This is a genomic window from Brevibacillus sp. FW306-2-1A-C05A, assembly GCF_058781555.1.
The window spans coordinates 116,411-141,231 of sequence record NZ_JBYSWV010000004.1; the positions used below are offsets into that span (position 1 = coordinate 116,411).

The 24,821-nt window shown below is 54.7% G+C and carries 27 protein-coding genes; all 27 read left to right on the forward strand.

Annotation, left to right across the window (positions count from 1 at the left end; genetic code table 11):
* Nucleotides 1-35: 35 nt before the first annotated feature.
* Entirely contained in the window at nucleotides 36-3,200 is a 3,165-nt protein-coding gene (locus AC3WJN_RS05560; RefSeq protein ID WP_221842713.1) for a phosphodiester glycosidase family protein, read from the forward strand.
* 126 nt (nucleotides 3,201-3,326) lie between these two features.
* Nucleotides 3,327-4,724, forward strand: coding sequence for an adenosylmethionine--8-amino-7-oxononanoate transaminase (gene bioA / locus AC3WJN_RS05565; protein ID WP_035317505.1), 1,398 nt, complete (start codon nucleotides 3,327-3,329; stop codon nucleotides 4,722-4,724).
* A complete protein-coding gene (gene bioD, locus AC3WJN_RS05570) occupies nucleotides 4,721-5,464 on the forward strand; it encodes a dethiobiotin synthase (RefSeq protein WP_007786062.1) in 744 nt (247 codons plus the stop codon). Before bioA ends, bioD begins: the two co-directional genes overlap by 4 nt.
* Nucleotides 5,461-6,456 carry a biotin synthase BioB gene (gene bioB, locus AC3WJN_RS05575; protein WP_005827772.1) on the forward strand — a complete coding sequence of 332 codons (996 nt, stop codon included), beginning with the start codon at nucleotides 5,461-5,463 and terminating at the stop codon, nucleotides 6,454-6,456. The genes bioD and bioB overlap by 4 nt, the downstream gene beginning before the upstream one ends.
* A gap of 17 nt (nucleotides 6,457-6,473) precedes the next feature.
* On the forward strand, nucleotides 6,474-7,670 hold the full coding sequence (gene bioF / locus AC3WJN_RS05580; protein WP_005827770.1) for an 8-amino-7-oxononanoate synthase: 1,197 nt from the start codon (nucleotides 6,474-6,476) through the stop codon (nucleotides 7,668-7,670).
* The gene (locus AC3WJN_RS05585) at nucleotides 7,667-8,407 is read left to right on the forward strand and encodes an alpha/beta fold hydrolase (protein WP_007786059.1); all 741 of its coding nucleotides are present in this window, start codon (nucleotides 7,667-7,669) and stop codon (nucleotides 8,405-8,407) included. The genes bioF and AC3WJN_RS05585 overlap by 4 nt, the downstream gene beginning before the upstream one ends.
* The gene (gene bioC / locus AC3WJN_RS05590) at nucleotides 8,373-9,197 is read left to right on the forward strand and encodes a malonyl-ACP O-methyltransferase BioC (RefSeq protein ID WP_005827765.1); all 825 of its coding nucleotides are present in this window, start codon (nucleotides 8,373-8,375) and stop codon (nucleotides 9,195-9,197) included. The genes AC3WJN_RS05585 and bioC overlap by 35 nt, the downstream gene beginning before the upstream one ends.
* A 265-nt stretch (nucleotides 9,198-9,462) precedes the next feature.
* Nucleotides 9,463-10,653 carry an acetyl-CoA C-acetyltransferase gene (locus tag AC3WJN_RS05595; protein ID WP_005827763.1) on the forward strand — a complete coding sequence of 397 codons (1,191 nt, stop codon included), beginning with the start codon at nucleotides 9,463-9,465 and terminating at the stop codon, nucleotides 10,651-10,653.
* A 137-nt stretch (nucleotides 10,654-10,790) separates the two neighbouring features.
* Entirely contained in the window at nucleotides 10,791-11,000 is a 210-nt protein-coding gene (locus AC3WJN_RS05600) for an AtpZ/AtpI family protein (protein ID WP_005827760.1), read from the forward strand.
* An 11-nt stretch (nucleotides 11,001-11,011) separates the two neighbouring features.
* Nucleotides 11,012-11,380, forward strand: coding sequence for an ATP synthase subunit I (locus AC3WJN_RS05605; protein ID WP_007786055.1), 369 nt, complete (start codon nucleotides 11,012-11,014; stop codon nucleotides 11,378-11,380).
* A 67-nt stretch (nucleotides 11,381-11,447) separates the two neighbouring features.
* Nucleotides 11,448-12,263 (forward strand): F0F1 ATP synthase subunit A, encoded by an 816-nt coding sequence (gene atpB, locus AC3WJN_RS05610; protein WP_007786053.1) that lies wholly within the window; start codon nucleotides 11,448-11,450, stop codon nucleotides 12,261-12,263.
* 57 nt (nucleotides 12,264-12,320) lie between these two features.
* Nucleotides 12,321-12,542, forward strand: coding sequence for a F0F1 ATP synthase subunit C (gene atpE, locus AC3WJN_RS05615; RefSeq protein WP_005831752.1), 222 nt, complete (start codon nucleotides 12,321-12,323; stop codon nucleotides 12,540-12,542).
* A gap of 187 nt (nucleotides 12,543-12,729) precedes the next feature.
* Nucleotides 12,730-13,233: a F0F1 ATP synthase subunit B gene (gene atpF, locus AC3WJN_RS05620; RefSeq protein ID WP_005831754.1), complete on the forward strand. Its 504-nt coding sequence runs from the start codon at nucleotides 12,730-12,732 to the stop codon at nucleotides 13,231-13,233.
* Nucleotides 13,230-13,757 carry a F0F1 ATP synthase subunit delta gene (locus AC3WJN_RS05625; protein ID WP_005831756.1) on the forward strand — a complete coding sequence of 176 codons (528 nt, stop codon included), beginning with the start codon at nucleotides 13,230-13,232 and terminating at the stop codon, nucleotides 13,755-13,757. Before atpF ends, AC3WJN_RS05625 begins: the two co-directional genes overlap by 4 nt.
* Before the next feature lie 41 nt (nucleotides 13,758-13,798).
* A complete protein-coding gene (gene atpA, locus AC3WJN_RS05630; protein WP_005831758.1) occupies nucleotides 13,799-15,310 on the forward strand; it encodes a F0F1 ATP synthase subunit alpha in 1,512 nt (503 codons plus the stop codon).
* Nucleotides 15,311-15,384: 74 nt separating this feature from the next.
* Nucleotides 15,385-16,248: an ATP synthase F1 subunit gamma gene (atpG, locus tag AC3WJN_RS05635; RefSeq protein WP_005831760.1), complete on the forward strand. Its 864-nt coding sequence runs from the start codon at nucleotides 15,385-15,387 to the stop codon at nucleotides 16,246-16,248.
* Between the two features lie 49 nt (nucleotides 16,249-16,297).
* Nucleotides 16,298-17,707: a F0F1 ATP synthase subunit beta gene (gene atpD / locus AC3WJN_RS05640; RefSeq protein ID WP_005831762.1), complete on the forward strand. Its 1,410-nt coding sequence runs from the start codon at nucleotides 16,298-16,300 to the stop codon at nucleotides 17,705-17,707.
* 27 nt (nucleotides 17,708-17,734) lie between these two features.
* Nucleotides 17,735-18,133, forward strand: a complete 399-nt coding sequence (locus AC3WJN_RS05645) for a F0F1 ATP synthase subunit epsilon (RefSeq protein WP_007786048.1) — start codon at nucleotides 17,735-17,737, stop codon at nucleotides 18,131-18,133.
* Nucleotides 18,134-18,349: 216 nt separating this feature from the next.
* Nucleotides 18,350-19,090 (forward strand): DUF6042 family protein, encoded by a 741-nt coding sequence (locus AC3WJN_RS05650; protein ID WP_005831767.1) that lies wholly within the window; start codon nucleotides 18,350-18,352, stop codon nucleotides 19,088-19,090.
* 303 nt (nucleotides 19,091-19,393) lie between these two features.
* On the forward strand, nucleotides 19,394-19,765 hold the full coding sequence (locus AC3WJN_RS05655; RefSeq protein ID WP_005831769.1) for an NADH-quinone oxidoreductase subunit A: 372 nt from the start codon (nucleotides 19,394-19,396) through the stop codon (nucleotides 19,763-19,765).
* Nucleotides 19,756-20,274, forward strand: a complete 519-nt coding sequence (locus AC3WJN_RS05660; RefSeq protein ID WP_005831771.1) for a NuoB/complex I 20 kDa subunit family protein — start codon at nucleotides 19,756-19,758, stop codon at nucleotides 20,272-20,274. The genes AC3WJN_RS05655 and AC3WJN_RS05660 overlap by 10 nt, the downstream gene beginning before the upstream one ends.
* A complete protein-coding gene (locus tag AC3WJN_RS05665; protein WP_327953484.1) occupies nucleotides 20,271-21,314 on the forward strand; it encodes an NADH-quinone oxidoreductase subunit C in 1,044 nt (347 codons plus the stop codon). The genes AC3WJN_RS05660 and AC3WJN_RS05665 overlap by 4 nt, the downstream gene beginning before the upstream one ends.
* A 3-nt stretch (nucleotides 21,315-21,317) precedes the next feature.
* Nucleotides 21,318-22,466 (forward strand): NADH-quinone oxidoreductase subunit D, encoded by a 1,149-nt coding sequence (locus tag AC3WJN_RS05670; RefSeq protein ID WP_005831775.1) that lies wholly within the window; start codon nucleotides 21,318-21,320, stop codon nucleotides 22,464-22,466.
* Complete coding sequence (gene nuoH, locus AC3WJN_RS05675) at nucleotides 22,463-23,473, forward strand: NADH-quinone oxidoreductase subunit NuoH (RefSeq protein ID WP_174435197.1); 1,011 nt, start codon at nucleotides 22,463-22,465, stop codon at nucleotides 23,471-23,473. The genes AC3WJN_RS05670 and nuoH overlap by 4 nt, the downstream gene beginning before the upstream one ends.
* Before the next feature lie 110 nt (nucleotides 23,474-23,583).
* The gene (nuoI, locus tag AC3WJN_RS05680; protein WP_005831780.1) at nucleotides 23,584-23,997 is read left to right on the forward strand and encodes an NADH-quinone oxidoreductase subunit NuoI; all 414 of its coding nucleotides are present in this window, start codon (nucleotides 23,584-23,586) and stop codon (nucleotides 23,995-23,997) included.
* Nucleotide 23,998: 1 nt separating this feature from the next.
* Nucleotides 23,999-24,508 (forward strand): NADH-quinone oxidoreductase subunit J, encoded by a 510-nt coding sequence (locus AC3WJN_RS05685; protein WP_007778448.1) that lies wholly within the window; start codon nucleotides 23,999-24,001, stop codon nucleotides 24,506-24,508.
* Nucleotides 24,505-24,816, forward strand: coding sequence for an NADH-quinone oxidoreductase subunit NuoK (gene nuoK, locus AC3WJN_RS05690; RefSeq protein WP_005831784.1), 312 nt, complete (start codon nucleotides 24,505-24,507; stop codon nucleotides 24,814-24,816). The genes AC3WJN_RS05685 and nuoK overlap by 4 nt, the downstream gene beginning before the upstream one ends.
* Nucleotides 24,817-24,821: the final 5 nt, after the last annotated feature.

Below are 24,821 nucleotides of genomic sequence, written 5' to 3' on the forward strand. Positions count from 1 at the left end.
AGACAGAGTTTGGAAAATGGAGAGGAGTCACCAACATGAGAGCGCAAAGGATAGTGACGCTGCTCACGGCTACGACGATGGCCTGGGGAGCTTTTGTTCCGTTTGTGCCCCTTGCGACGAATGTCGCGCACGCCAGGGCGGAAACCAGTGCATTGAATATGGTGTGGCAAACCCCGATTGGCGAGGGGACCACTTTGCTCAAATATACGAAATCGTTTGCGAATCAGGTCGTGACCATCATGGTTACCAAGGTCGACCTGAACAACCCGTACGTGGAGGTCAAGCCCGTCTACGGGACCGCCGGCAAGCTGACGGAAAGACAGACCGTCACCCAGATGGCGCGCGAAACAGGGGCGGTTGCGGCGATCAACGCCGACTTTTTCAACATGTCCAAGCGGGGCGCGCCGTTTGGCATCGTAATAAAGGACGAGCAGTTGATTTCCTCGATGGGGCTGATCTCGTACTGGTATAGCCTGGGGCTGACCGGGGACAAGGTCGCGATCATCGACAAGTTCGGGTTTGGCGGAAAAGTCACCGCGCCGAACGGGGCTGTCTACTCGATTCAAGGCGTCAACAAAGAAGAGTACAATCCGAGCGACGGCCGCAAAAGCCACCAGAACCAACTGAACGTCTACACGCCTTCCTTTGGCAAAACCAGTCTCGGCGCAATTCCGGGCTACAAGGACGTCGTCGAGATTTTGTTCGTGGACAACGTCGCCAAGGAAGTGCGCGTCAACCAACCGGGAGTCTACATACCTTACAACGGATACGTCTTGTGGGGACACGGCGCGGCAGCGGCCTTCCTCAAACAAAATTTCCCGGTGGGCGCCAAAGCGACCATCGAGTACCAAACAACTCCGCAAACACTCGACCTGAAGCAAGCCGTCGGGGGCAACGTGCTGCTCGTGGATCAGGGCAAAGCTTTGACGTCGTTCCAGGCGGACAAGTCGATCACTTCTGTCAATGCACGCACGGCAGTGGGCGTGTCCCAGGATGGCAAGACGCTGTACATGGTCACCATTGATGCCAGCAAAGGCGTTTACCTGGACGAGCTGGCAAAAATCATGGCAGAGCTCGGCTCCTACCGTGCCGTGAATTTTGACGGTGGCGGCTCTACGACATTGGCTGCGCGCATGCTGGGCGAGACGCATGCCAACCTCGCCAACAAGCCGAGCGGCGGTGCCGAACGCCGCGTGCCGACCGGACTTGCTGTGTACAACACCGCTCCGCCAGGAGAATTGCGAGGATTCCAAATTGACGTGCCAGCGGACATCCTCATCGGCCAAACCGTGACGCTCAATGCCTCCAAAGGGTACGACACGCATTACCAGCCATACGCGATCAATCCGGCGAACGTCACGTGGGAAATCCCGCAAGCCGATGCAGGAACAGTAGAGGGACAACGCTTTACGCCAGCCCGCTCCGGCCAGATTACACTGACGGGTCGCCTGGGCAACGTGGCGCAAAACAAAGAGGTGCACGTCATTGCGGGCAGCGAAGTCCAACAAATCGTCGTCTCCCCGAATCCGGTCACGATCGCACCGGGACAAGCCGTGACGCTTGATGTGAAAATCAAGACGAAAAAAGGAGCGACGATTCAGGCGACGCCGCTCAGCGTCAAAGCGAGCGTAGACTCCGCAGTCGCTACCGTCAACGACAAGCTGCAGTTGATAGCAGGAAGCGAACCGGGAAATGGACACCTGACGATTACGTATGACGGTGTGTCGACAACCGTTCCGTTTGCGGTCGGTCAATTCGAACAGCCATGGCTGACATTTGACAACCAGGTCGGCATGTACCACGCGGCCAACCCGAGCAGCATCAGCTCGGCAGGCTCGTTTGCGCTCGTTCAGGACCAGGTGTTCCGCACGAAAAAAGCGGCGAAGCTCGTCTACAACTTCTCCGGAGCGCCAGCGAACAACATGCGCATCTCTTACGGCGTGCTGGGCGCCCAGCCTGTCGCCATCCCGGGCAAGCCGCTCGGAATCGGCTTGTGGGTAAACGGGGACAACAGCAGACATTGGCTGCGCGCAGAAGTTCTCGATGCCAACGGCAAAACTGTCTACGTCGATCTGGCCAAAGAAATCGACTGGACAGGCTGGAAGCAGGTAAAAGGCTACTTCCCGAGCAATGCCGCCTATCCGTTGAAGCTGAAGAGCATCTACGTAGTCGACCAGCCGAATGACGGCATTACGCATGACAAAGGAACGCTGTACTTCGACGAGTTCTCGCTCCTTTTGCCGAACCAGACAGGCCAGCCGGGCAATGCGGTTGTCGTGCCTGAGCTGCCGGGCAGCACGTCGCTGGGCGCGGAGCTTGACCTTGCCTACTCGTTTGAGAAAACCGCTCCGTTTTTGGACAGCGCTTTGGTGGAAATCGACTCGATCGTCAACCAGCAACTGCCCGGGTATGTCCCTGCGGACTACTCGTTCACGATCAAGCCGGGAGAGCGCAAGGCAGGCACGGACGATGCGATCTCGACTTCCCCGATCAAGCTGACGCTTGTGCCGAAGAAGTGGATTGCCGGAAAAGGAGTCGGACTGCTGTACGTCAACGAAGTCAATCAGACGCTCGACCCGCTCCTGGGCAGCATGAACGCGCAAGGGCAGTGGGTATATGAAGTGAACAGCTACGGCAAATACGTTCCGTACTACATGGACAATGCAGGACTGGGAAGCCCGGCGTTCACCGATATCGCCAACCACCCGGCCAAGAAGGAAATCATGTTTATGGCCGAGAACGGCTACGTAAAAGGATTGACAGAAACGAAGTTCGGTCCGGAAGCTTCGCTCACCCGGGCGCAATTCGTCACCTTGCTGGCGCGCACGTTCAATTGGGAGCTGCCCGACTCGCCGAAGCTCAGCTTCAAGGACAAGGTGCCTGCCTATGCGCAGGGAGCGGTCCAGGTGGCCGTTGCCAAAGGCCTGGTAAAAGGCTACGAGGACAAGACGTTCCGTCCGGACCAACCTGTGACGAGGGCAGAAGCGGCTGTCATCCTGGACCGTCTGGTAAACAAAAAGGGAGCGGCCAAAACGGTTTCCGACAAAGGAACATGGCCGTCCTGGGCTGCCTCGTCCATCACCAACATGGTTGGGCTCGGCCTGATTGATCCAGTCAGCGGAAAATACCAGCCGAACAAGCCGACGACCCGCGCGGTATGTGTCGTGGCGCTCTATCGCATTTTGCAGCAAACCAAATAAAGCGCACAAAGCAAAGACTATGCTTCTCCAATCACGGGGGAGCGTGGTCTTTTTTTGTTTCCCGCTCCAAAGAAAAAATCGTTGTCAAAAATGGTAAACAGAATTAACATTTTAGTTAACAAATATATGTTAACCAAGGATGTGATTTGGTTGTTACATACTTATGACTATGACGAGCTGGCGCAAAAGAACAAGCAATTTTTGTGGCATCCATTTACGCAGATGAAAGACTACAACGCGCAGGAGCCTTTGATTATTGCCAGAGGCGAAGGGGTCAAGCTGATCGACGTCAATGGCAAGGCGTATTACGACGGCTTTTCTTCCGTATGGCTGAACGTTCACGGCCACAATGTCCCCGAGCTGAACCAGGCGATCATGGAGCAGCTATCGCAAATCGCGCACTCGACTCTGCTGGGAATGGCAAACGTGCCGTCCATCCTGCTGGCCGAGCAGCTTGTGCGAATCGCTCCGCCTGGACTCAGCAAAGTGTTTTACTCGGACAACGGCGCGACTGCGGTGGAAATCTCCCTGAAAATGGCGTTCCAGTATTGGCAAAACCGCGGGCAGACGGGCAAGCATTCGTTTATCACGATGAACAACGCCTACCATGGCGACACGATCGGAGCGACCAGCGTGGGCGCAATCCCGCTGTACCATCAGGTTTACAAGCCACTGTTGTTTTCTCCGCACGTCATCCCTTACCCGTATCCGTACCGGGATGGAGGCGAACAGGCGGCCATGGAAGCAACCTTGAGCCAGTTGGAGAGCTTGCTGCAGCAAAAAGCAGGCGAGATTGCCGCCATGATTGTCGAGCCTGTCGTCCAGGGAGCCAGCGGAATGATCGTCATGCCGGACGGCTGTTTGAAACGGATTGCCGAGCTTTTGCGCGCGCATGACGTGTTGCTGATTGCGGATGAGGTGGCGACAGGCTTTGGACGGACGGGAAAAATGTTCGCCTGTGAGCACGACGGCGTAGTGCCAGACATCATGGCCGTTGCCAAAGGGCTGACCGGAGGCTATTTGCCTGTAGCCGCCACGCTTGTTACCGAAAACATCTACGACGCTTTTTACGCGGACTACGAGGAACAGAAGACGTTTTTCCACGGCCACTCGTTTACCGGGAATCCGCTCGGCTGTGCCGTAGCGCTGGAAAACTTGCGGCTGATGGAGGAGCGAAGACTGGTCGATCAGGTGGCAGAAAAAGCGGTCGGTCTAAAGCAGCTTTTGCAGCCGCTAAAGGCAGAGCCGCACGTCGGCGATATCCGGCAAAAAGGCTTGATGGCAGGAATCGAGCTGGTCCGGGACAAGCAAACGAAGGAGCCGTACCACTGGAACGAGCGCATCGGCGTCCGCGTCTGCCAGCGGGCGAGAGAAAAAGGGCTGCTGACCAGACCGCTGGGCAATGTGATCGTCTTCATCCCGCCGCTTGCCTCCAGAATGGGCGAGATTGCGGAAATGGTGCAAATTTTGGCCGAATCCATCCGCGAGGTCACGCTGGAACAAAAGGAGCAGGAAGTGCGATGACCAAGCCATTTGCAGGATTGTTCGTTGCCGGGACGGATACGGATGTGGGCAAAACTGTCGTCACCGCTGGAATCGCGGCGGCGCTGCGCGAGAGAGGCTGCGATCTCGGTGTGTGGAAGCCCGTTCAGTCCGGGGCGTTGGCGCATGAGCAGACGAGCGATGCTTTTCGCTTGCGGGCCTGGAGCGGTGTAGAGGACTTGTGCGAGGAAATTGCGCCTCTGGCTTTTTCCGCGCCGCTGACGCCCTGGCTGGCAGCACAAGCCGAGGGCAGGACGCTCGCGCTCGACGAAGTGGTTGCGGGCGGGCATTCCTTGATGGCGAAGCACGACTGGCTGCTGGTAGAGGGGGCCGGCGGGCTGGCAGTGCCTCTGACGCAAACGGAGATGATGATCGACCTCGCCGTCAGGCTGAACCTGCCGCTGTTGCTGGTCGCCCGCGCAGGGCTTGGCACGATTAACCACACGCTCTTGTCGGTCTGGTATGCGCGCTCCCGGGGGCTTGAGGTGGCCGGCGTGATTTTAAATGAAGCAGCCCCCGCAACGGCGACCGACCAGAGTATCGCCACGAATGCCGCGATGATCGAGCGTTACGGAAATGTGTCTGTCTGGGGAGTGCTGCCGTACATGGGCGGAGCGTTTACCCAACAGCAATTGGCTGAATCGGTGAGGGCGCATGTGAACGTGTCGCCTGTCGAGAGTGTGCTGAAAAAGCAAACTATTAAAGGGGAGATACAAGGATGAACAAGACGGTTGCCGTGAACTGGAACGAGTATGCAGAGAAGGCTGTGCAAAAGGAAGCGCTGACGCAGGAGGAGGCGTTGCGCGTCTTGCAAGCGCCAGACGATGAGCTGCTGCCGCTATTGCACGCCGCTTTTCAGGTCAGGAAGCACTTTTTCGGGAAAAAGGTCAAGCTGAACATGATCCTGAACGCCAAAAGCGGCCTGTGCCCGGAAGATTGCGGGTACTGCTCGCAGTCGATCGTCTCCACAGCTCCTGTAGCCAAGTACACCATGCTCGACAAAGACACGCTGCTGGCAGGAGCGCGGGAAGCGCTGAACCGGAAGGCAGGGACGTACTGTATCGTCGCTTCCGGCCGTGGTCCGACCGAAAAGGAGCTGGGCCAGGTGATCGAAGCAGTCAAAGAAATTCGCGAGACAATGCCGCTGAAAATATGCGCTTGTCTCGGCATCCTGAGCGACGAGCAGGCACAGCGGCTGAAGGAAGCGGGCGTGCATCGCTACAACCACAACCTGAACACAAGCCGCAACCATTACTCGGCGATCACGACGACCCATACATACGATCAGCGGGTGGAAACCGTCGATACGGTGAAAAAAGCCGGGATGTCACCGTGCTCTGGCGTCATCGTCGGCATGGGGGAGAGCGACGAGGAGATCGTCGAGATGGCATTTGCCTTGCGCAGTCTGGATGCGGATTCGATCCCGGTCAACTTTTTGAATGCGATTCCGGGGACTCCGCTGCAAAACCAGGGCCGCACGCCTGCGCAAAAGGCGCTGAAGGTGTTGGCGCTGTTCCGCTTCGTCTGCCCTGACAAGGAAATTCGCGTGGCAGGCGGACGCGAGGTGAATCTGCGCAGCTTGCAGCCGCTGTCGCTCTACGCGGCCAATTCGCTGTTTGTCGGCGACTATTTGACGACGCCGGGACAGGAGATTTCCAGCGATCACAAAATGATCGAAGACCTTGGCTTCGAGATCGAGCTATGTGCGCTGTAGGTAAAGAGGTGTGGCACATGAAACGCAAGTACGAATGGCTGGAGGCGGAGTGGAGCCGGATGCGGGAGCAGTCGCTGGACAGAACGTGGCAGACGGTTGAACCGATAGCCGAAGCAGGCGGCGCATGGATTCGGGTTTGCGGGAAAAAGCTGCTGAATTTGTCCGCCAACAACTATCTGGGGCTTGCTCATGAAGAGCGAATCGTGGAAGCGGGCGAAAAGGCTGCGAGAAAATGGGGCGCAGGCGGCACTGCTTCCCGCCTCGTGCTCGGCAACTACCCGCTGTACGACGAACTGGAGCGGCGCCTGGCCGAGTGGAAGCAGCGCGAAGGAGCGCTCGTGTTTGCCAACGGCTATCAGGCGAATACGGGAGTGATCGCGGCACTGGCAGGCCGGGGCGATGTCGTTTTTAGCGATCGGCTGAACCACGCCAGCATCGTCGACGGCATCATCCTGAGCCGTGCCGAGCACGTCCGGTATCGGCACAACGATCTGGAGCATCTGGAGTTTTTGCTGCAAAAGCATCAGGGAGCGAGACGAAAATGGATCGTGACGGACAGCGTGTTTTCCATGGATGGCGACAAGGCTCCGCTGCTTGCTTTGGCCGAGCTGCGCGAGCGCTACGGCGCCCTGCTCATGGTCGACGAGGCGCATGCAGGGGGAGTGCGCGGGGAACAGGGCCAGGGCTTGTGCCACGAGCTGGGGATGGCCGATCAGGTAGATGTGCTCATGGGCACGTTCAGCAAAGCTTTTGGGGTGTACGGCGCCTACGTCTGTGCCGATCAGCCCGTGATTCGCCATCTGCGCTCGAAGGCCCGCTCGCTCATTTACTCCACCGCTCTGCCGCCTGCCGTCATCGGCTCGACGCTTGCAGCTTTGACGCAGATCGAAACGGACACGTGGAGAAGGCAAGCTCTCCGGCAAAACGCGAGTTGGTTCCGCCAGAAACTGCGCGCGAGCGGCTTTGCCGTAGCGGATGAGGACACGCAAATTATCCCGCTGGCGATAGGAGAAAACGAGCGGGCGCTGCAATTCAGCCAGAAGCTTCTGGAGCGCGGGATTGCCGCTGTCGCCATCCGTCCGCCCACCGTTCCGGACGGGACGGCGCGCATCCGCTTTACCGTGATGGCGACGCATACGCCGGATGAGCTAGCGTGGGCCGTCCAGGAGCTGGCTGCCATTCGTGATGAGCTGGACGGGAGGGAGGCGCTGTGACACCTGCGATACTTTGGCTGACGGGCTGGGGGATGCCGGATTCGTGCTGGGAGCAAGTCCGTCGACAGCTTCCTTGTGCGTTGCACCTGGCACCGGACTTTTCGCACGTGTCCCGCCCGGAAGAGTTTTACGAGGCAGTAGAACAGACAGCTCGCTCTGTCGCCGGAAAAGAGCTGGTTGTCGTCGGCTGGTCCATGGGCGGGCTGCTGGCGCTCAGGCTGGCTGCTTCGCGGCCCGTAGCAGGACTGGTTCTCGTCGGTGCGACAATGCGCTTTGTCCGCGAGTCGGCAGAGCGTGACCGTGGCTGGGGCGCAGCCGTGCTGCAACGGATGAAACGCCTTTTGCCAAAAGACCGCGAGCGGATCATGGCCCAGTTCGCGGAGCAGATGCTGACGGCAAAAGAACGCGGGCAAAACCGGGTGGATACGGGAACAGCCGGGGCGCAGTGGAGCCAGCAAGCGCTGCTCGCGGGTCTCGACTACCTGGCAAGCGAGGACTGTCGGCATAAAGCGGCGTCACTCTCCTGTCCTGCCGTCGTCATTCACGGAACAGATGACCTCATCTGTCCGCTGGCAGCGGGCGAGGAGCTGGCAGGCGCGCTGCCGGCTGCTGAGTTTGTGCGGCTGCAAGACTGCGGCCACGCGCCCCACATTTTTTACCCGGACGTGGTCGGGACAGCGGTAACGAGGATGGTGAAGCAGATTGCACAGAAACACGGTCAAGCATCGGTTCAGTAACAAGGCAGCCTCCTATGAGCAGTACGCTATCGTGCAAAAGGAGATGGCGAATCGACTGAGCGCAATGGTTCAGACGGCTATTCCCCGGGACGCGGTCGCCAGCATCCTCGAGGTCGGCTGCGGCACAGGGGGGCTGACCCGTCTGATTCGGAGCCAGTACCCCCATGCCGATTACGAGGCGATTGACCTCGCAGCAGGGATGATCGCGCAGGCACAGGCCAGTCTTGCCCGTCTCGGCCTGACAGGCAGCTTTTACCAGGCCGATGCTGAGGAATGGGTCTGGACGCAGCCGGCGGCGTGCAAAGACTTGATTGTATCAGGAGCCTGCTTCCAGTGGTTTTTTCGTCCCGAGCAGACCATCCGTGGCTTGTGCCGCTTGCTTGCGCCAAACGCTCCGCTCTATTTTTCCACCTTCGGGCCGGACACCTTTTGCGAACTGCACGATTCGTTTGCCCATGCCCACGCCAGTCTGGGCGAAAAAGGGGTACGGCACGGTCTGTCGTTTCTATCGGCGGAGCAGTGGCTGTCCATGCTGGAGGCGGCGGGAATGAGTTCCCTGCGGGCAACGACGCAAAAGGTGGTGCTGGCCTATCCGGGCGTTTCGGACTTTTTGCACGCGGTCAAGGCAGTAGGCGCCAATGCGAGCGAGGACAAGAGTGCGGGACTGGGCCGAAGGAGGCTGCTGCTGGCGATGATGGACTATTACGAGAGGACGTACGGCGGAGAGCATGGCGTGCGGGTTACCTACGATCTGCTCTACATCAGCGGGGTTCGCCAGCCGCGTCCGTAAGCGGGCCGCATCGGCACTGCCAAGGCAGTCCAATCGCCACCAAACGGGTAGCCGCCCAGATTGCCAAAGCGTGATCGTGCGCTTGAGTAGCACGATCACGAGCACGCCCGTACGCGTATAGAAAAAACGTCTTCCGCTTTTTGCAGCGTTTCCGGAGGCAAGACGCTTTTTCTGCCGTGAAAACGATTTCTTAGCAGGAATCCGTACAAAAATATGGAATTTTAAGAAGGTTGGCTATCCTGTTCATTCGAGGAGTGTATGGAAGATGGGTCAAAAGGAAATCGTTATCGCAAGCGCAGTGCGCACGGCTATCGGCAGCTTTCAGGGCACGCTTGCTGGAATCAGCGCGACAAAGCTGGGCGGAATCGTCCTCGAAGCAGCTTTGGAGCGCGCAGGTGTGTCCAAGGATGCAGTCGATGAAGTGATTATGGGGAACGTGCTGTCCGCAGGTCTGGGACAAAACCCTGCTCGTCAGGCTGCCATTCAAGCAGGCTTGGCGCACGAGGTGCCATCCTTGACGATTAACAAAGTATGCGGCTCAGGACTGAAAGCCGTTCATTTGGCTGTGCAGGCGATTTTGAGCGAAGACGCCGAGGTCGTGCTGGCAGGAGGCATGGAAAACATGAGTCAGGCCCCTTACTTGCTGGAGGGAGCGCGCTCCGGGTACCGCATGGGTGACCAGAAGGTGGTCGACACGATGATCCGCGATGGTCTTTGGTGCGCATTCAACGACTACCACATGGGAATCACGGCTGAAAATCTGTGCGCCAAATACGAGATCGGACGGGAAGAACAGGACGAGTTTGCGGCGTGGAGCCAGCAAAAAGCCCAGAAGGCTCTGGAAAGCGGCCGTTTTCAGGACGAGATCGTGCCCGTCCCGATTCCGCAGCGCAAAGGCGATCCGGTTCTGTTTTCCGTCGACGAGTTTCCGCGTGCCGGCGTGACAGCAGAGATGCTCGCCAAGCTGAAGCCAGCCTTTAAAAAGGACGGAACCGTGACAGCGGGCAACGCATCCGGCATTAATGACGGCGCGGCGGCCCTGTTGATTATGACCAGGGAAAAAGCGGAAGAACTGGGCGTCAAGCCGCTCGCGCGCATCGTGGCCAACGCCAGCGCAGGGGTCGATCCGAGCATCATGGGCTACGGGCCTGTTCCCGCGACCAAGCGCGTTTTGGAGAAGGCAGGACTGTCATTGTCCGACATGGATCTGATCGAAGCGAACGAAGCTTTTGCCGTCCAGTCGCTGTCTGTGGGCAAAGCGCTCGGCATCGACCGCGAAAAGCTGAACGTTAACGGGGGAGCGATCGCGCTAGGTCATCCAATTGGCGCAAGCGGGGCGAGAATTTTAGTGACACTTGTTCACGAATTGCAAAAGCGCGAAGGGGCAAAATATGGTTTAGCAACCTTGTGTATCGGCGGCGGACAAGGGGTTTCGACGATTGTTGAAAAAATGTAGATTTTCAATTGTGAACGCTTTGTGTACAGAACAAGACGAACGTTGACAAAGGGAATAATTCTTCGTTAATATGGATGAGGGCAAAGGGGCACTTGACACCAGCCCTCTCCTTATGTATGAAAGGAGAATGTTGTTCCGTGTCGAAAATTGATAATCCTTGGCGAGCCATCACGTTGGTCACTCTGATTGGTGTCGATATGGCCGTTTGCGTGGTTGCGGGAGTCTTTCTGGGAAAATACCTGGATGGCCTTTTCGCTACCAATCCGTTGTTTTTGATGGTTGGACTGCTCGCGGGATTAGGAATAGGCGTGTACAGCGTCTACCGCATCATTCGCGGTTACCTCTAGGGAGATGGGACATGCAAACGTTTTCTTCGGCAATGCGATACACGTTTCGCTATGCCTTTTTCTGTATGGCAATCGCCGCGATACTCTGGGCGCTGTTGCCATCCTATCGTTTCTTTTTGCAAAGCCTCCTGCTCGGGATGGCTGGCAGTCTAGTGAATGGCACGGTCCTCTTCAGCAAAACTTGGCGAATTGGCCAGATGGCTGTTGATCCAGGCGTGCGGCCCAAAGGGACAGGTATGCTGCAACGATTGGTCGTGGCAGGCTTTGCTGTCTTTTTAACTATGCGCTTCCCTCATTTGTTCGGACTGGCCGGAGTGTTGATCGGCTTGTTCCTCTTTCAGATTCTCAGCTTCCTTTTTGTGTATCGCTCCTTTAAATAGATAGTAGAATTCTTTTTACACATGCACGCTAAGCAATATACTCGCGCGGAAGAAAGGGGTGAAATACATGCATTATTCTCTGCGATTTGAATGGTTGGGCATGGTATTTGACATCTCCACTATTCTCATGATTTTGGTAACCTCTCTGGTGGTGCTTTTGCTTTGTATCGGGATGACTCGCAACCTGACCTCCGCTACTCCAAGCGGCGCGCAAAACGTGATGGAATGGATTGTAGACTTCGTAACCGGTATTACAAAAAGCTATATCTCACCGAAAAAGGCTGCGGGTTTTGTCTCGCTGGCGCTGACTTTGTTCCTCTACATCTTCCTGGGAAACCAACTGGGTCTCGTATTTAACGTAAATACAGCTCACCACAACAGTCCTGACCATCAAGTAAGCGAAAAGGTTAAAGACATGTTGACGGCTTCTACGAGCGAAGAGGCGAAGCAGCAAAAGTTGGCTAAGCTTGAGGAAGAGCTGAACTCAACCGATCCGCATTCACACGGTGTTGTCATCGGCTGGTGGAAATCGCCAACCGCAACTCCGAGCGTAACTTTCGCTCTCGCGTTCATCGTGTTGCTGTACGCTCACTACTTGGGCATCAAGAAGAGCTTCGGTGGATGGTTGAAACATACATTCCTGAATCCGATTCACATTCTGGAGGAGTTCATCATCAAGCCGCTGACGCTGCCTTTGCGTCTATTCGGTAACATCTTTGCGGGTGAGGTTTTGATCGCCTTCCTCTTGGGTGTAGGGATCTTCGGAAGCATTCCGCTGTTCCTGTGGCTGGGCTATTCCGTGTTTGTCGGCTCCGTACAGGCATTCATTTTCACTACGCTGGCGATGGTTTACCTGTCTCAGCAAGTGAATGAAGATCACTAATCAGCATTTCCCCGATTTTATATTCGCTTTTCACAACACTAAGGAGGTTTTTAAACAATGGAAGGTTTGGCTCTTGCAATTGGTATCGTATTTGGTCTCGCTGCTCTTGGCGCAGCAATCGGTAACTCCCTGGTAATCTCCCGTACAATTGAAGGTGTAGCTCGTCAACCAGAAGCACGTGGTAACCTCATGGGTCTCATGTTCCTGGGTCTCGGTCTGGTAGAGGCGGTTCCGATCATCGCTGTAGCGATCGGTTTCATTCTCTTCGGTCGTATGTAGTCAGCGAGCAATTGGTAACAATAGGCGGGCGCTTGATACCCGCCTCTATTTTTGAGCGAGTGGAGGCCTATGCTTTCATTCGACAAGAAGTTTGAAGCTTCGCCGCAAACGTGAAGCCAGTTTTTTGGCAAAGAGCGGTTCATACCGTGATGATACATCTTTCTTTTCGCAGGAAGGAGTGAAACGAATGCTCGACTTTGGAGCGGTGTCCCTGGAGTGGGGAACGCTTTTAACCCAAGCAATTGTGTTCTTGTTGTTGCTCTTGCTGGTTCGTAAACTTGCCATGGGCCCGATCGTTGGCATCATGGAAAAACGTCGTCAGCATATCGAAAATCAAATTTCATCGGCTGAGCGCAACCGTGCGGAGGCAGAGGCTCTCTTGGCAGAGCAACGCCGCGTACTGGACGAAGCTCGCGCTGAATCCAAAGCCATCATCGACCGCGCTACCAAGCAAGCGTCTGATGAAGCAAGCAAAATCGTGGCAGAAGCTCAAGCTGCATCCGAGCGTATGAAAGCGGACGCAAGCGCTGAGCTGGCACGTGAAGTAGAAAAAGCAAAACTCGAACTGCGCGAGCAAATGACAGGTCTTTCCGTTCTCTTGGCTTCCAAGATTATCGAAAAAGAACTGGACGAAGCAGCGCAAAAGTCTACTGTTGACAAATTCCTCGCTCAAGTAGGAGATCGCCTATGAGTAGCGCAGTAGGAAAACGTTATGCTCGCGCTCTCTTTGAAGTAGCGAGCGAGCGTGGCAAGATCGATCAGGTGGAAGCTGACCTTGGTGCGATCGTGCAGGCTGTGGAAGGCAACGAAGATCTGAAAAAGATCATACAGCACCCGCACATCGCGGCAGATGCAAAGGGCAAACTGGTTGAAGAGTTGTTCAAAAGCCATGTAGGGGAAGAGAGCTTCAACTTCCTGAACGTCCTGATTGACAACGGACGGGAAGTTCAACTGTCGGACATCTACAGCTCCTTTGTACAATTGGCAAACGAAGCGCGTGGCTATGCAGATGCTGTCGTCACAAGCGCAAAGCCGCTTTCTGAACAAGAACAGGCGGAGCTCGCTGACAAGTTCGGACAAACGGTAAATAAAAAGCTGCGGATGACAACGGTCGTAGACCCTTCGATTCTCGGCGGCATTATTATCAAAATCGGCGACCGTCTGTACGATGGCAGCCTGAAAACGAAGCTGGAAACCTTTGCGCAAAAAGCGTAAAGCTCGGTCTTTTAAGAAGTTGGATGAATGGGGTGAATTAAGTGAGTGCAATCAGACCAGAGGAAATTAGCTCCCTCATCAAAGAGCGGATCGCTAATTTTAAATCTGAAATCGAAGTTGTAGATGTAGGCACAGTCATCCAGGTAGGTGACGGTATTGCCCGCGTTCACGGTTTGGAAAAGGCCATGCAAGGGGAGCTCCTCGAGTTCCAAAATGGCGTAATGGGTATGGTACTCAACTTGGAAGAAGACAACGTGGGTGTCGTTATTATGGGACCTTTCCGCGACATTAAGGAAGGCGATACCGTAAAACGTACCGGCCGCGTTATGGAAGTTCCAGTAGGGGAAGCGCTGCTCGGCCGCGTAGTAAACCCGCTGGGTCAACCAATCGATGGTCAAGGCCCTATCGCAAACGACGGCTACCGCCCGATCGAGAGCCCAGCTCCTGGCGTAATGGCGCGTAAATCCGTACACGAGCCGCTGCAAACAGGTATCAAAGCGATTGACGCGATGATCCCGATTGGCCGCGGACAGCGTGAGTTGATTATTGGTGACCGCCAAACTGGTAAAACAGCAGTGGCGCTCGACACGATCATCAACCAAAAAGGCAAAGACATGATTTGTATCTACGTAGCGATCGGTCAAAAGCAATCGACCGTTGCGAACATCGTAGAAACCCTGCGTAAAGCAGGCGCTCTGGATTACACCATCGTCGTTTCCGCTACAGCTTCCGACCCAGCGCCAATGCTGTATCTGGCTCCTTATGCTGGTGTTACTATGGCTGAGTACTTCATGTACAAAGGCGGACACGTTCTGTGCGTATACGATGACCTGTCCAAACAGGCTGCTGCATACCGCGAAATGTCCCTGTTGCTCCGTCGTCCTCCAGGCCGCGAAGCGTATCCTGGTGACGTATTCTACTTGCACTCCCGCTTGCTGGAGCGCGCTGCGAAACTGTCTGATGACCTGGGCGCAGGTTCCATTACTGCTCTGCCGTTCATCGAAACCCAAGCGGGTGACATTTCCGCGTACATTCCAACCAACGTGATCTCCATCACGGACGGTCAGATCTTCCTGGAGACAGACTTGTTCAACGCAGGTCAACGTCCAGCGGTTAACACCGGTCTTTCCGTATCCCGTGTAGGTGGTTCCGCGCAAATCAAGGCGATGAAAAAGGTAGCAGGTCCGCTCAAGCTTGAGTTGGCTCAATACCGTGAGCTTGCAGCGTTTGCTCAGTTCGGTTCCGATCTGGACAAAGCTACCCAGGCTCGTCTGACCCGCGGTGAGCGCTTGATGGAAATCATGAAGCAAGGCCAGTTCGATCCAATGCCAGTTGAGAAGCAAGTTGCTTCCATCTACAGCGCGACTCGCGGCTACCTGGATGACATTCCAGTAGCAGATGTACGCCGCTTTGAGAAAGAGCTGCTGTCTTTCCTGGATTCCAACAAACCACATCTGTTGGAGCACATCCGCACTACGAAAGACCTCCCAGATGAAAAAGAACTGAACGCAGCGATCGAAGAGTTCAAAAAAGGCTTTTCGGTAACTCGCTAATCGTTAACCTGATAGACATCAGATGCATGCCGGGCCAATAGCCCGGGCATGCGTTCTCAAGGTGGTGAAAACGAGTGGCAAAAGGAATACGTGAGATTCGACGCAGTATTAAAAGTACCAAAAATACGCGCCAAATCACGAAAGCGATGAAAATGGTGGCGGCTGCGAAGCTCCGCCGCAACCAGGAGAAGGCTGAGGCAGCACGTCCTTACGCTGACAAGATCCAGGAAGTGATTGCGAGCATTGCGAGCGGAACATCTGGTTCCAAGCATCCGATGCTGCAAAAACGTCCGGTGAAAAAGACTGGTTACATTGTCATCACTTCGGACCGTGGACTTGCTGGCGGATACAACGCCAACATGCTTCGCAAAGTGGTTACCACCATCAGCGAAAAACACAAGTCCAAGGACGAGTACGGCATTTTTGTAATCGGACGCAAAGGGCGCGACTTCTTCAGCAAACGGAACTATCCGCTTTTGGAAGAAGTAACGGGTCTGCCAGCCAGCCCGGCCTTTGCTGATATCAAGAAAATTGCCGGTGCGGCCGTCCAGATGTTCGCGAACGAGCAAATCGACGAGCTGTACCTGTGCTACAACAAGTTCCAAAGTGCAATTTCGCAAATACCTACCGTAAAACAATTGCTGCCACTGGAAGCTCCCGAGAGCAACGATGTGCGCACAATCAATTACGAGTATGAGCCGTCCTCGGAAGAAGTTCTGGCTGATCTGTTGCCAAAATACGCGGAAACACTGGTGTACAGTGCGCTTCTGGAAGCGAAGGCTTCCGAAGAAGGTTCCCGTATGACTGCAATGGGCAACGCGACAGACAACGCAACAGATATGATTAACCGTTACACGTTGATCTACAACCGTGCCCGTCAGGCAGCGATTACGCAAGAGATTTCCGAGATCGTTGCAGGTGCAAACGCACAAGCGTAAGTGGCAGCGAATAGCTCCCAATTTAGCTTTACAGGAGGGAAGAAGTAAGATGGCGAATGGACGCGTGGTTCAGGTAATGGGTCCAGTTGTTGACGTCGAGTTCGACCGTGGACACCTGCCTGCCATTTACAATGCGATCAAGATTCAACATAAAGCACAAAGCGCTGGCGAGCGCGACATCGACTTGACAGTTGAGGTTGCGACTCACCTGGGTGACAACCTGGTTCGTACTGTTGCGATGTCTTCTACCGACGGTTTGGTTCGCGGTATGGAAGCCGTTGACACAGGTGCGCCTATCTCCGTTCCAGTGGGTGCGGTAACCCTTGGACGCGTATTCAACGTATTGGGAGAGCCGATTGACCTGCAAGACCTCGGCCAAGTAGATCGTCGCGACCCAATTCACCGCAAAGCTCCTGAGTTCGTAGACCAAGCAACTACTGTTGAAATCCTGGAAACAGGGATCAAAGTAATTGACCTCTTGGCTCCGTACATCAAGGGTGGTAAGATCGGTCTGTTTGGTGGTGCGGGTGTAGGTAAAACCGTTACCATTCAAGAGCTGATTAACAACATCGCGCAAGAGCACGGTGGTATTTCCGTATTCGCTGGTGTAGGGGAGCGTACCCGTGAAGGTAACGACCTGTACCACGAGATGAAAGACGCAGGCGTTCTGCCGAAAACCGCGATGGTATTCGGTCAGATGAACGAACCGCCTGGTGCGCGTCTGCGCGTAGCGTTGACTGGTCTGACAATGGCGGAGTACTTCCGTGATGAAGAAGGCCGCGACGTTCTTCTGTTTATCGACAACATCTTCCGCTTTACTCAAGCGGGTTCCGAGGTTTCCGCTCTCTTGGGCCGTATGCCATCTGCGGTAGGTTACCAGCCAACACTGGCTACCGAAATGGGTCAGTTGCAAGAGCGCATTACCTCCACCAAAAAAGGTTCTGTAACGTCCATTCAAGCGATCTACGTACCAGCGGATGACTATACTGACCCGGCTCCTGCGACTACGTTTGCTCACTTGGACGCGACTACTAACCTGGAGCGTTCCATCGCTGAGTTGGGTATCTTCCCTGCGGTTGACCCACTCGCATCCACTTCCCGTGCTCTGACTCCTGAAGTAGTTGGTCAAGAACACTACGATGTGGCTCGTGGCGTGCAAAAAATTCTGCAACGCTACAAAGAACTGCAAGATATCATCGCGATCCTTGGTATGGACGAGCTGAGCGACGAAGACAAGCAAGTCGTTGGCCGCGCACGCCGCATTCAACGCTTCCTGTCCCAGTCCTTCCACGTTGCCGAGCAATTTACTGGTAACCCAGGCCAATACGTACCATTGAAAGAAACCGTTCGCAGCTTCAAGGAAATCCTCGAAGGCAAGCACGACCATCTGCCAGAGGGCGCGTTCCTGTATGTAGGAACCATTGAAGAAGCGGTAGAAAAAGCGAAGAAAATGGCGTAAGACACCCTGGAAAGGGGAGACGAGTAAGTGAGTAAGATGACAGTTGAAGTCGTAACTCCTGAACGGGTTGTCTACAGCGGTCAGGCTGAAATGGTCATTGCTCGCGGCGTTCAAGGGGATCTCGGTATTTTGCCGAACCACATGCCGCTGGTAAGCCCGCTGAAAATAGCGCCGGTTCGGATCAAGACAGAAGGCGATAACGAAGTAAAGATGGCTGTAAGCGGCGGCTTCATGGAAGTGCGCGGCGATAAAGTAACCATCCTTGCTGAAACGGCTGAATTGCCGGGAGACATCGATGTTGAACGCGCGAAGGCAGCGAAAGCTCGTGCCGAAAAGCGTTTGGCTGAGAAATATGCCGAACTCGACGTCCAGCGCGCAGAGCGTGCGCTACAGCGTGCGATGGCACGTCTCGACGTAAAGAAGTAAGCGTAAGCTTGATATCCCCGCGCCCATGTGGCTGCGGGGATTTTTCGGTTGCACGGCATGTATGGTTATACATGCTTGCGGGGCATGATATTTCCAGTTGGTAATTGCCTATCGTTTCTGTGTATAATAGACCTAATGCCCTGCCGCCGGACGTGGTTTTGTTGCGACAGCATAAGGTGCGGCACTGGCTTTTGGAATTAAAGGAGAGTGTAACTGATGCAAACCATTCGCGATATTCGCCACAATCAGGATGGCGTAGTGATTCCTAGCGGCTTTACGGCCAACGGCTGGTCGAGCGTGCTGTCTCATGAAATGAATGTCCTGTTCCAGTCCCTGTGTTTTGTCGTCACAGAGTACGAAACAAAAGCGGAGATGGAAAAAGGACTCGATGAAATCGAAGCATTGAAAGGCACGTTTTCCGAGCCTGTGAAGGAAGCTTTTAAATCAGAAGCGGACTACGAGGGCTATGTCAACTTGCTGAACCGCTTCAAATCGTTCCTGAAACGCTCCGACTACGATTATCCGACATCCCGTGCGGAAGCGATCCAGCTTTTCGTCAAATGGGGTCTGGTCATAGACAACGAGGATGCGTGGGATATACCGATCCATCCGTTCCCAGATGCATCCCAACTGTTCAAGCTGAGCGAGGTGGAATCGCTGGCTTTGGCGCATGTGAAGCTGGAAGCGCTGGTGCACCCTATTTTCAGCCGCCTGGTCATGATGCTGCATGAACGCGAAGAAAACACGTTCAGCATCTCCAAGGCAGAAATGAAAGAAATGCTGAACACAAACGATCAAATGCTTGCTGAAGTATTGATTAAGCTGACTCCGTACATGGAAGAAGCGATTGAGAACATGCTGGAGCTGCCAGACGATGAGAAGCTGAACTTCACTATCGTATGGGAGCGCATTTACGAGGACTTCCTCGGTCAGCAGTTTTCAAGCAACGTTCAATAATCAACGGAATAAGAGAGCCAGACGGGCATATTCGTTTGGCTATTATATGATGCTGGAAAAACTTAGGGAGATTTCTCTGAGTTTTTCCCTTTATATGGCACTACAGGAAGGCTTTCGTTAGACACCTAATTGGCAATTTGATATAATGATAAAGGTATTTTTTTCTAGCAGTATCGGGCTGCGACAACGTTCATACCTTCATCTGCGATGCTGCGAGCAGTACCCCTTTGATGAAGTGATTACTTCTTCCGGAGGGCAGCGCAAGACAGATTCAAATCTTTCTTACGAGCGGAGGGAACGTGGGTGAATGAGATCTATACCAACAATTATGTTATTGTCGCGATCTTTTTGATTCTGGGTGTGTTGTTGCCCGTTGCTACGGTCAGTTTCGTTGGTCCACTACTGCGTCCAAAGAAACCGACACGGGAGAAGCAAACCACATATGAAAGCGGTAACATTCCTGTTGGTGACAGTTGGGTACGCTTCAACGTGAAGTATTACATTTTCGCCCTCATGTTTGTCATTTTTGATGTAGAAACGCTCTTTCTGTACCCGTGGGCCGTCGCTTACAAAGAGCTGGGGCTGTTCGCCCTGGTCGAGATGGTCATCTTTATATCCTTGCTGGTAGTAGGGTTGATTTACGCGTGGAGAAAGAAGGTGCTGGAATGGAACTAGATCTGACAAGCATTGCGCCTGAATTGCAAGAAGAACTCGATCGCAACGTCATGTTTACGACATTGGAAACGGTAAAAGGCTGGGTCCGCAGCAACTCGCTCTGGCCGCTGACTTTTGGTCTGGCCTGTTGCGCCATCGAAATGATGGGAACAGGTGGAGCGCGTTACGACCTGGACCGGTTCGGCGTGATCTTCCGGGCATCGCCAAGACAATCCGATGTCATGATCGTCGCTGGAACCGTCACGAAAAAAATGGCTCCGCTGCTGCGCCGTTTGTACGATCAGATGCCTGAGCCGAAATGGGTGATCGCCATGGGGTCCTGTGCGACGGCGGGAGGCCCTTACGTACGCTCGTACAGCGTGGTCAAAGGTGTCGATCAGATCGTTCCTGTCGACGTATATATTCCGGGCTGTCCGCCTAACCCAGCGGCCCTGATTTACGGAATCAACAAGCTCCAGGAAAAAATTCGCTACGAAGCGAAGACTGGGAAGCGGGTGACCAGTCAATGAGCGACGAAAAACGCAAGCCAACTCCGGAGGAAAAAGCGAAGGCCGCCGCTGAAGCCCGTGCCAAGGCTGAAGCTTTGCGAAAATTAAGAGAACAGGAAGGGCAGGCTCCACAGCCGGAACCGGAAGCCGAGGAAGCTCCCGCGCAAGCCCGAGCAGCAGAACCGCAAGCAGAGGCCGCAAAGCCCGTCTCGGAAATGACGCCAGAGGAAAAAGCCGCTGCGAAAAAAGCTGCCGCTGCTGAAGCATTGGCGAAGGCAAAAGCCGCGAAAGAAGCCAAAGAGGCTGCCCAGCAAGGTGATGCTGCTCCGACAGCAGACGGTGCCGACGCGGATGCGAAAGCAAAAGCGGCTGCTGCCGCAAAAGCCAAGGCCGCAGCCGCGGCAGCAGCGAAGGCGAAGGCCGCCAGGGAAGCAGGCGGGCAAGCAGCAGAAGGCGGGGATGACGACGCCAAGGCAAAAGCAGCAGCCGCTGCAAAAGCCAAGGCCGCAGCCGCAGCAGCAGCGAAGGCGAAAGCTGCGCAGGGAGATGCTCCGGCTGCGGAGGAAGCGCCAAAAGCTCCTTCCAAAAATCAGCCGTATCTCGACAAGTACGTGCAGCGTATTACAGAAGTGTTTGGCAAGGAAGTACTGGAGGCCGCCTACATTAACGAGCTGGGCAAGGAAGTCCCGACGCTGGTGATCCCGGTAGAGCGCTGGCATGAAATCGCCCGGTTTCTGAAGGAAGACGAGCCGCTGGCATTCGATTACTTATCTGATTTGCACGGTGTCGACTATGAGGACCGGATGGAGGTTTACTACCACTTCTACTCCTACAAAAACCGACAAAGTTTGGCTGTAAAAGTCAAAACAAACCGGGAACAGCCATCTGTCCCGTCTGTCATGGATATATGGCATGGCGCAAATTGGAACGAGAGAGAGACTTTTGACTTGTTGGGGATTCATTTCCCGGGACATAACGATTTGCGTCGAATTTTGCTGCCGGATGATTGGGTAGGCTATCCGCTGCGAAAAGACTATGTGCAATACGACGAGGAGGTTTAACAGATGAACCAAAACATCCTCACAACAAATGTCGATACCTCTTCTGAAACGGGCATTCGCACGGAAGAGATGCTCTTGAACGTCGGGCCACAGCATCCGAGTACACACGGCGTTTTCCGTCTGGTCGTCAAAATCGACGGGGAAACCATCAAGGAAGCGATTCCGGTGATGGGCTACCTCCACCGAGGCACAGAAAAGCTGGCGGAAAACCTGAACTACACGCAAATCATCCCTTACACAGACCGGATGGACTACGTGTCCGCCATGACCAACAACTACGTCCTTTGTCACGCAGTGGAAACGATGATGGGACTGGAAATACCAGAGCGTGCCCAGTTTTTGCGGCTGATTGCCATGGAGCTGAACCGGGTTGCCAGCCACCTGGTCTGGTGGGGAACATACCTGCTTGACATCGGCGCGATGGGCCCGTTTCTGTATGCGTTCCGCGATCGCGAAATGATTCTCGACCTGTTCAACGAGCTGTGCGGGGCGCGGATGACCTTCAACTACATGCGGATTGGCGGCGTCAAATGGGATGCGCCTCCAGGCTGGATCGACAAGGCGAAGGAATTCGTCCAATACATGAAGAAAGAACTAAACAACTACCATCAACTGGTGTCGGGAAATGAAATTTTTATCAGCAGGATCAAAGGCATCGGCACATTCGACACCAAGACGGCGCTCGACTACTCGTTGTCCGGAGTCATGCTCCGCGCCACCGGAGTCAAGTGGGACTTGCGCAAGGATGAGCCTTACTGCATCTACGACCGCTTCGATTTCGATATCCCGACCGCAACAGAAGGAGATTGCATGGCTCGCTACCAGGTGCGGATGGCGGAAATCGAACAGTCGCTGCGCATTTTGGAGCAGGCTCTGGAGCAATTCCCGAGCGAGGGCGAAGTGATCGGCAAAGTGCCGCGCGTCATCCGGCCGCCAGCAGGCGAGACTTATGTGCGCATCGAATCCCCGCGGGGAGAGATCGGCTGCTACATTGCCAGCCAGGGCAAGGATAAGCCATGGAGATTGAAATTCCGCCGTCCGTCCTTTACCAATCTGCAAATTCTGCCCAAACTGTTGCAGGGAGAAAGCCTTGCCAACATGATCGCGATCCTGGGCAGCATCGACATCGTGCTCGGGGAGGTTGACTGTTGATGAATGCGCTTCTGCAGCAAGCCCCCTCATGGGGAAACACGCTCTGGTTTATCGTGGCGGCGGTGCTCCTGCTGGCTGTCCTGCTTGGTTTCGTAACGTACGCCATTTACTTCGAGCGCAAAGTCATCGGCTGGATGCAACTGCGCATCGGACCCAATCGTGTAGGTCCGCTCGGGCTTTTGCAAACCGTCGCTGACGTGACCAAGCTTCTCCTGAAAGAAGATACGCGTCCGAAGCATGCGGACAAAGCGCTGTTTACACTGGCGCCCATTCTCGCCTATGCGCCTGCCTTCGCGGTTTTGGCCGTCATGCCGTTTACGGAAAGCATCCAGTTTGCCGACTTGGGAATCGGCCTTCTGTACTATATCGCCCTGTCGGGAATTACCGTGCTGGGCGTGATTACGGCTGGCTGGGCTTCGAACAACAAGTACTCGCTGATCGGGGGTCTCCGCTCTGCTGCGCAGATGATTAGCTATGAAGTGCCGCTAGTCATGTCCGTGGTGGGTGTCGTTCTGTTGACGGGCAGCATGAATCTCAGGGAAATTGTCGAGGCGCAGCGGGATGTCTGGAATATCGTTCCACAGTTTATCGGCTTCGCCGTCTTTATCGTGGCGGCCCAGGCCGAGCTGAACCGCACGCCGTTTGACTTGCCGGAGGCCGAGTCGGAGCTGGTGGCAGGGTACCACGTCGAATATTCCGGCTTCCGCTTTGCCATGTTCATGCTGGCGGAATACGTCTACATGTTCGGGATGGGTACGTTGATTACGATTTTGTTTTTGGGCGGCTGGCTGCCCATTGTTCCGGCTTTGGACTTTATCCCGGGCATCGTCTGGTTTGTCGTCAAGTTCTCGCTGTATATCTTCCTTCAGTTCTGGCTTCGGGCCACAATGCCGCGCTTGCGGGTCGATCAGTTGATGTCGTTTGCCTGGAAAGTTCTGCTGCCCGTGGCCTTGTTCAACATTTTGCTCACGGCCGTAGTCGTTTCCTACCAGAACGGCATGTTCTAATCTGCTCTACGCGGCAGCGAGGCAACTGCTAGGTGTCCCACGTTTATACGCGCAGGCTTCGCCATCGGCAAGGCGAAAGCCAAGTTCTCAATATCTGAGGGGTGACATACATGCTTGGACTGGCCAAAGGCCTGGGATATACATTTAAGAAGCTTACGGAGAAAAAAATAACCCATTTTTACCCGGATGTGCCCTTTCCCATGCCGCCACGTTTTCGCGGCGTCCAGCACTTTTCCCCGGAAAAATGTATCGTGTGCAACCAGTGCGCGCGCATTTGTCCGACAGAGTGCATCCAACTGACAGGGAAGCCCCATCCGGACCCGGAGAAAAAGGGGAAAATTATTGATACGTACGATATCAATTTCGAATTGTGCATCCTGTGCGACCTCTGTACAGAGGTGTGCCCGACCGAGGCGATTGTGATGACCAACAACTTCGAGCTGGCTGCCTACAGCAGAGACGAATTGTACAAAAACCTGAAATGGCTGGATGACAACAATACGAACGTCAGGGAGGAGAACTAGCATGACTGGCGAATTTGTGGCCTTTTTTATCCTGTCTCTCCTGACGATTGGCGGCGCAGTTTTCATGATTAGTTTTACGCGTGTCGTACACATGGTGATCTCGCTCGGGATTACGTTTATCAGCATCGCCGGACTGTTCGTTTTGCTCGGTGCGGAGTTCGTAGGGGTAGCACAGGTGCTGGTCTACTCTGGAGCTATTTCCATCCTGATGCTGTTCGGTATCATGCTGACTAAGCACGATGCCCAGGATGAAGGAACCGGACGGACGTGGAAAAATCGCTTTATCCTGCTCTTTGTCGTCGGCTTGTTCGGTCTGTTGTTCTGGGGTGTGCAAAACACGCCGTGGCCGGCACCGCCGCCGCCAACCGCATCGCCTGTGAGCAACGCCAAAGAAATCGGGCTTGAAGTATTCACCAAGTACGTCATTCCGTTCGAGCTGTTGTCCGTACTGCTGCTGGTCGCATTGGTCGGTGCGATCATCATGGCGAAAAAGGAGGGGGATAACGAATGACGGTAAGCATCACCTCCTATTTAATGGTCGCGCTGATTCTGTTTTGCGTCGGATTGTACGGAGCGCTGACAAAGCGCAACGCGGTTGTCGTGCTGCTCTCGATCGAGCTGATGCTGAATGCGGTCAATATCAACCTGATCGCCTTCTCCAAATACGGCTTGTATCCCGCTGTAGCCGGACAAATTTTCACGCTGTTCACCATGACGGTGGCGGCAGCCGAGGTCGCAGTGGGTCTGGCGATCCTGATCGCGCTCTACCGCAACAGAGAAACGGTCAACGTGGATGAAATGGACCAAATGAAACGATAGATGGA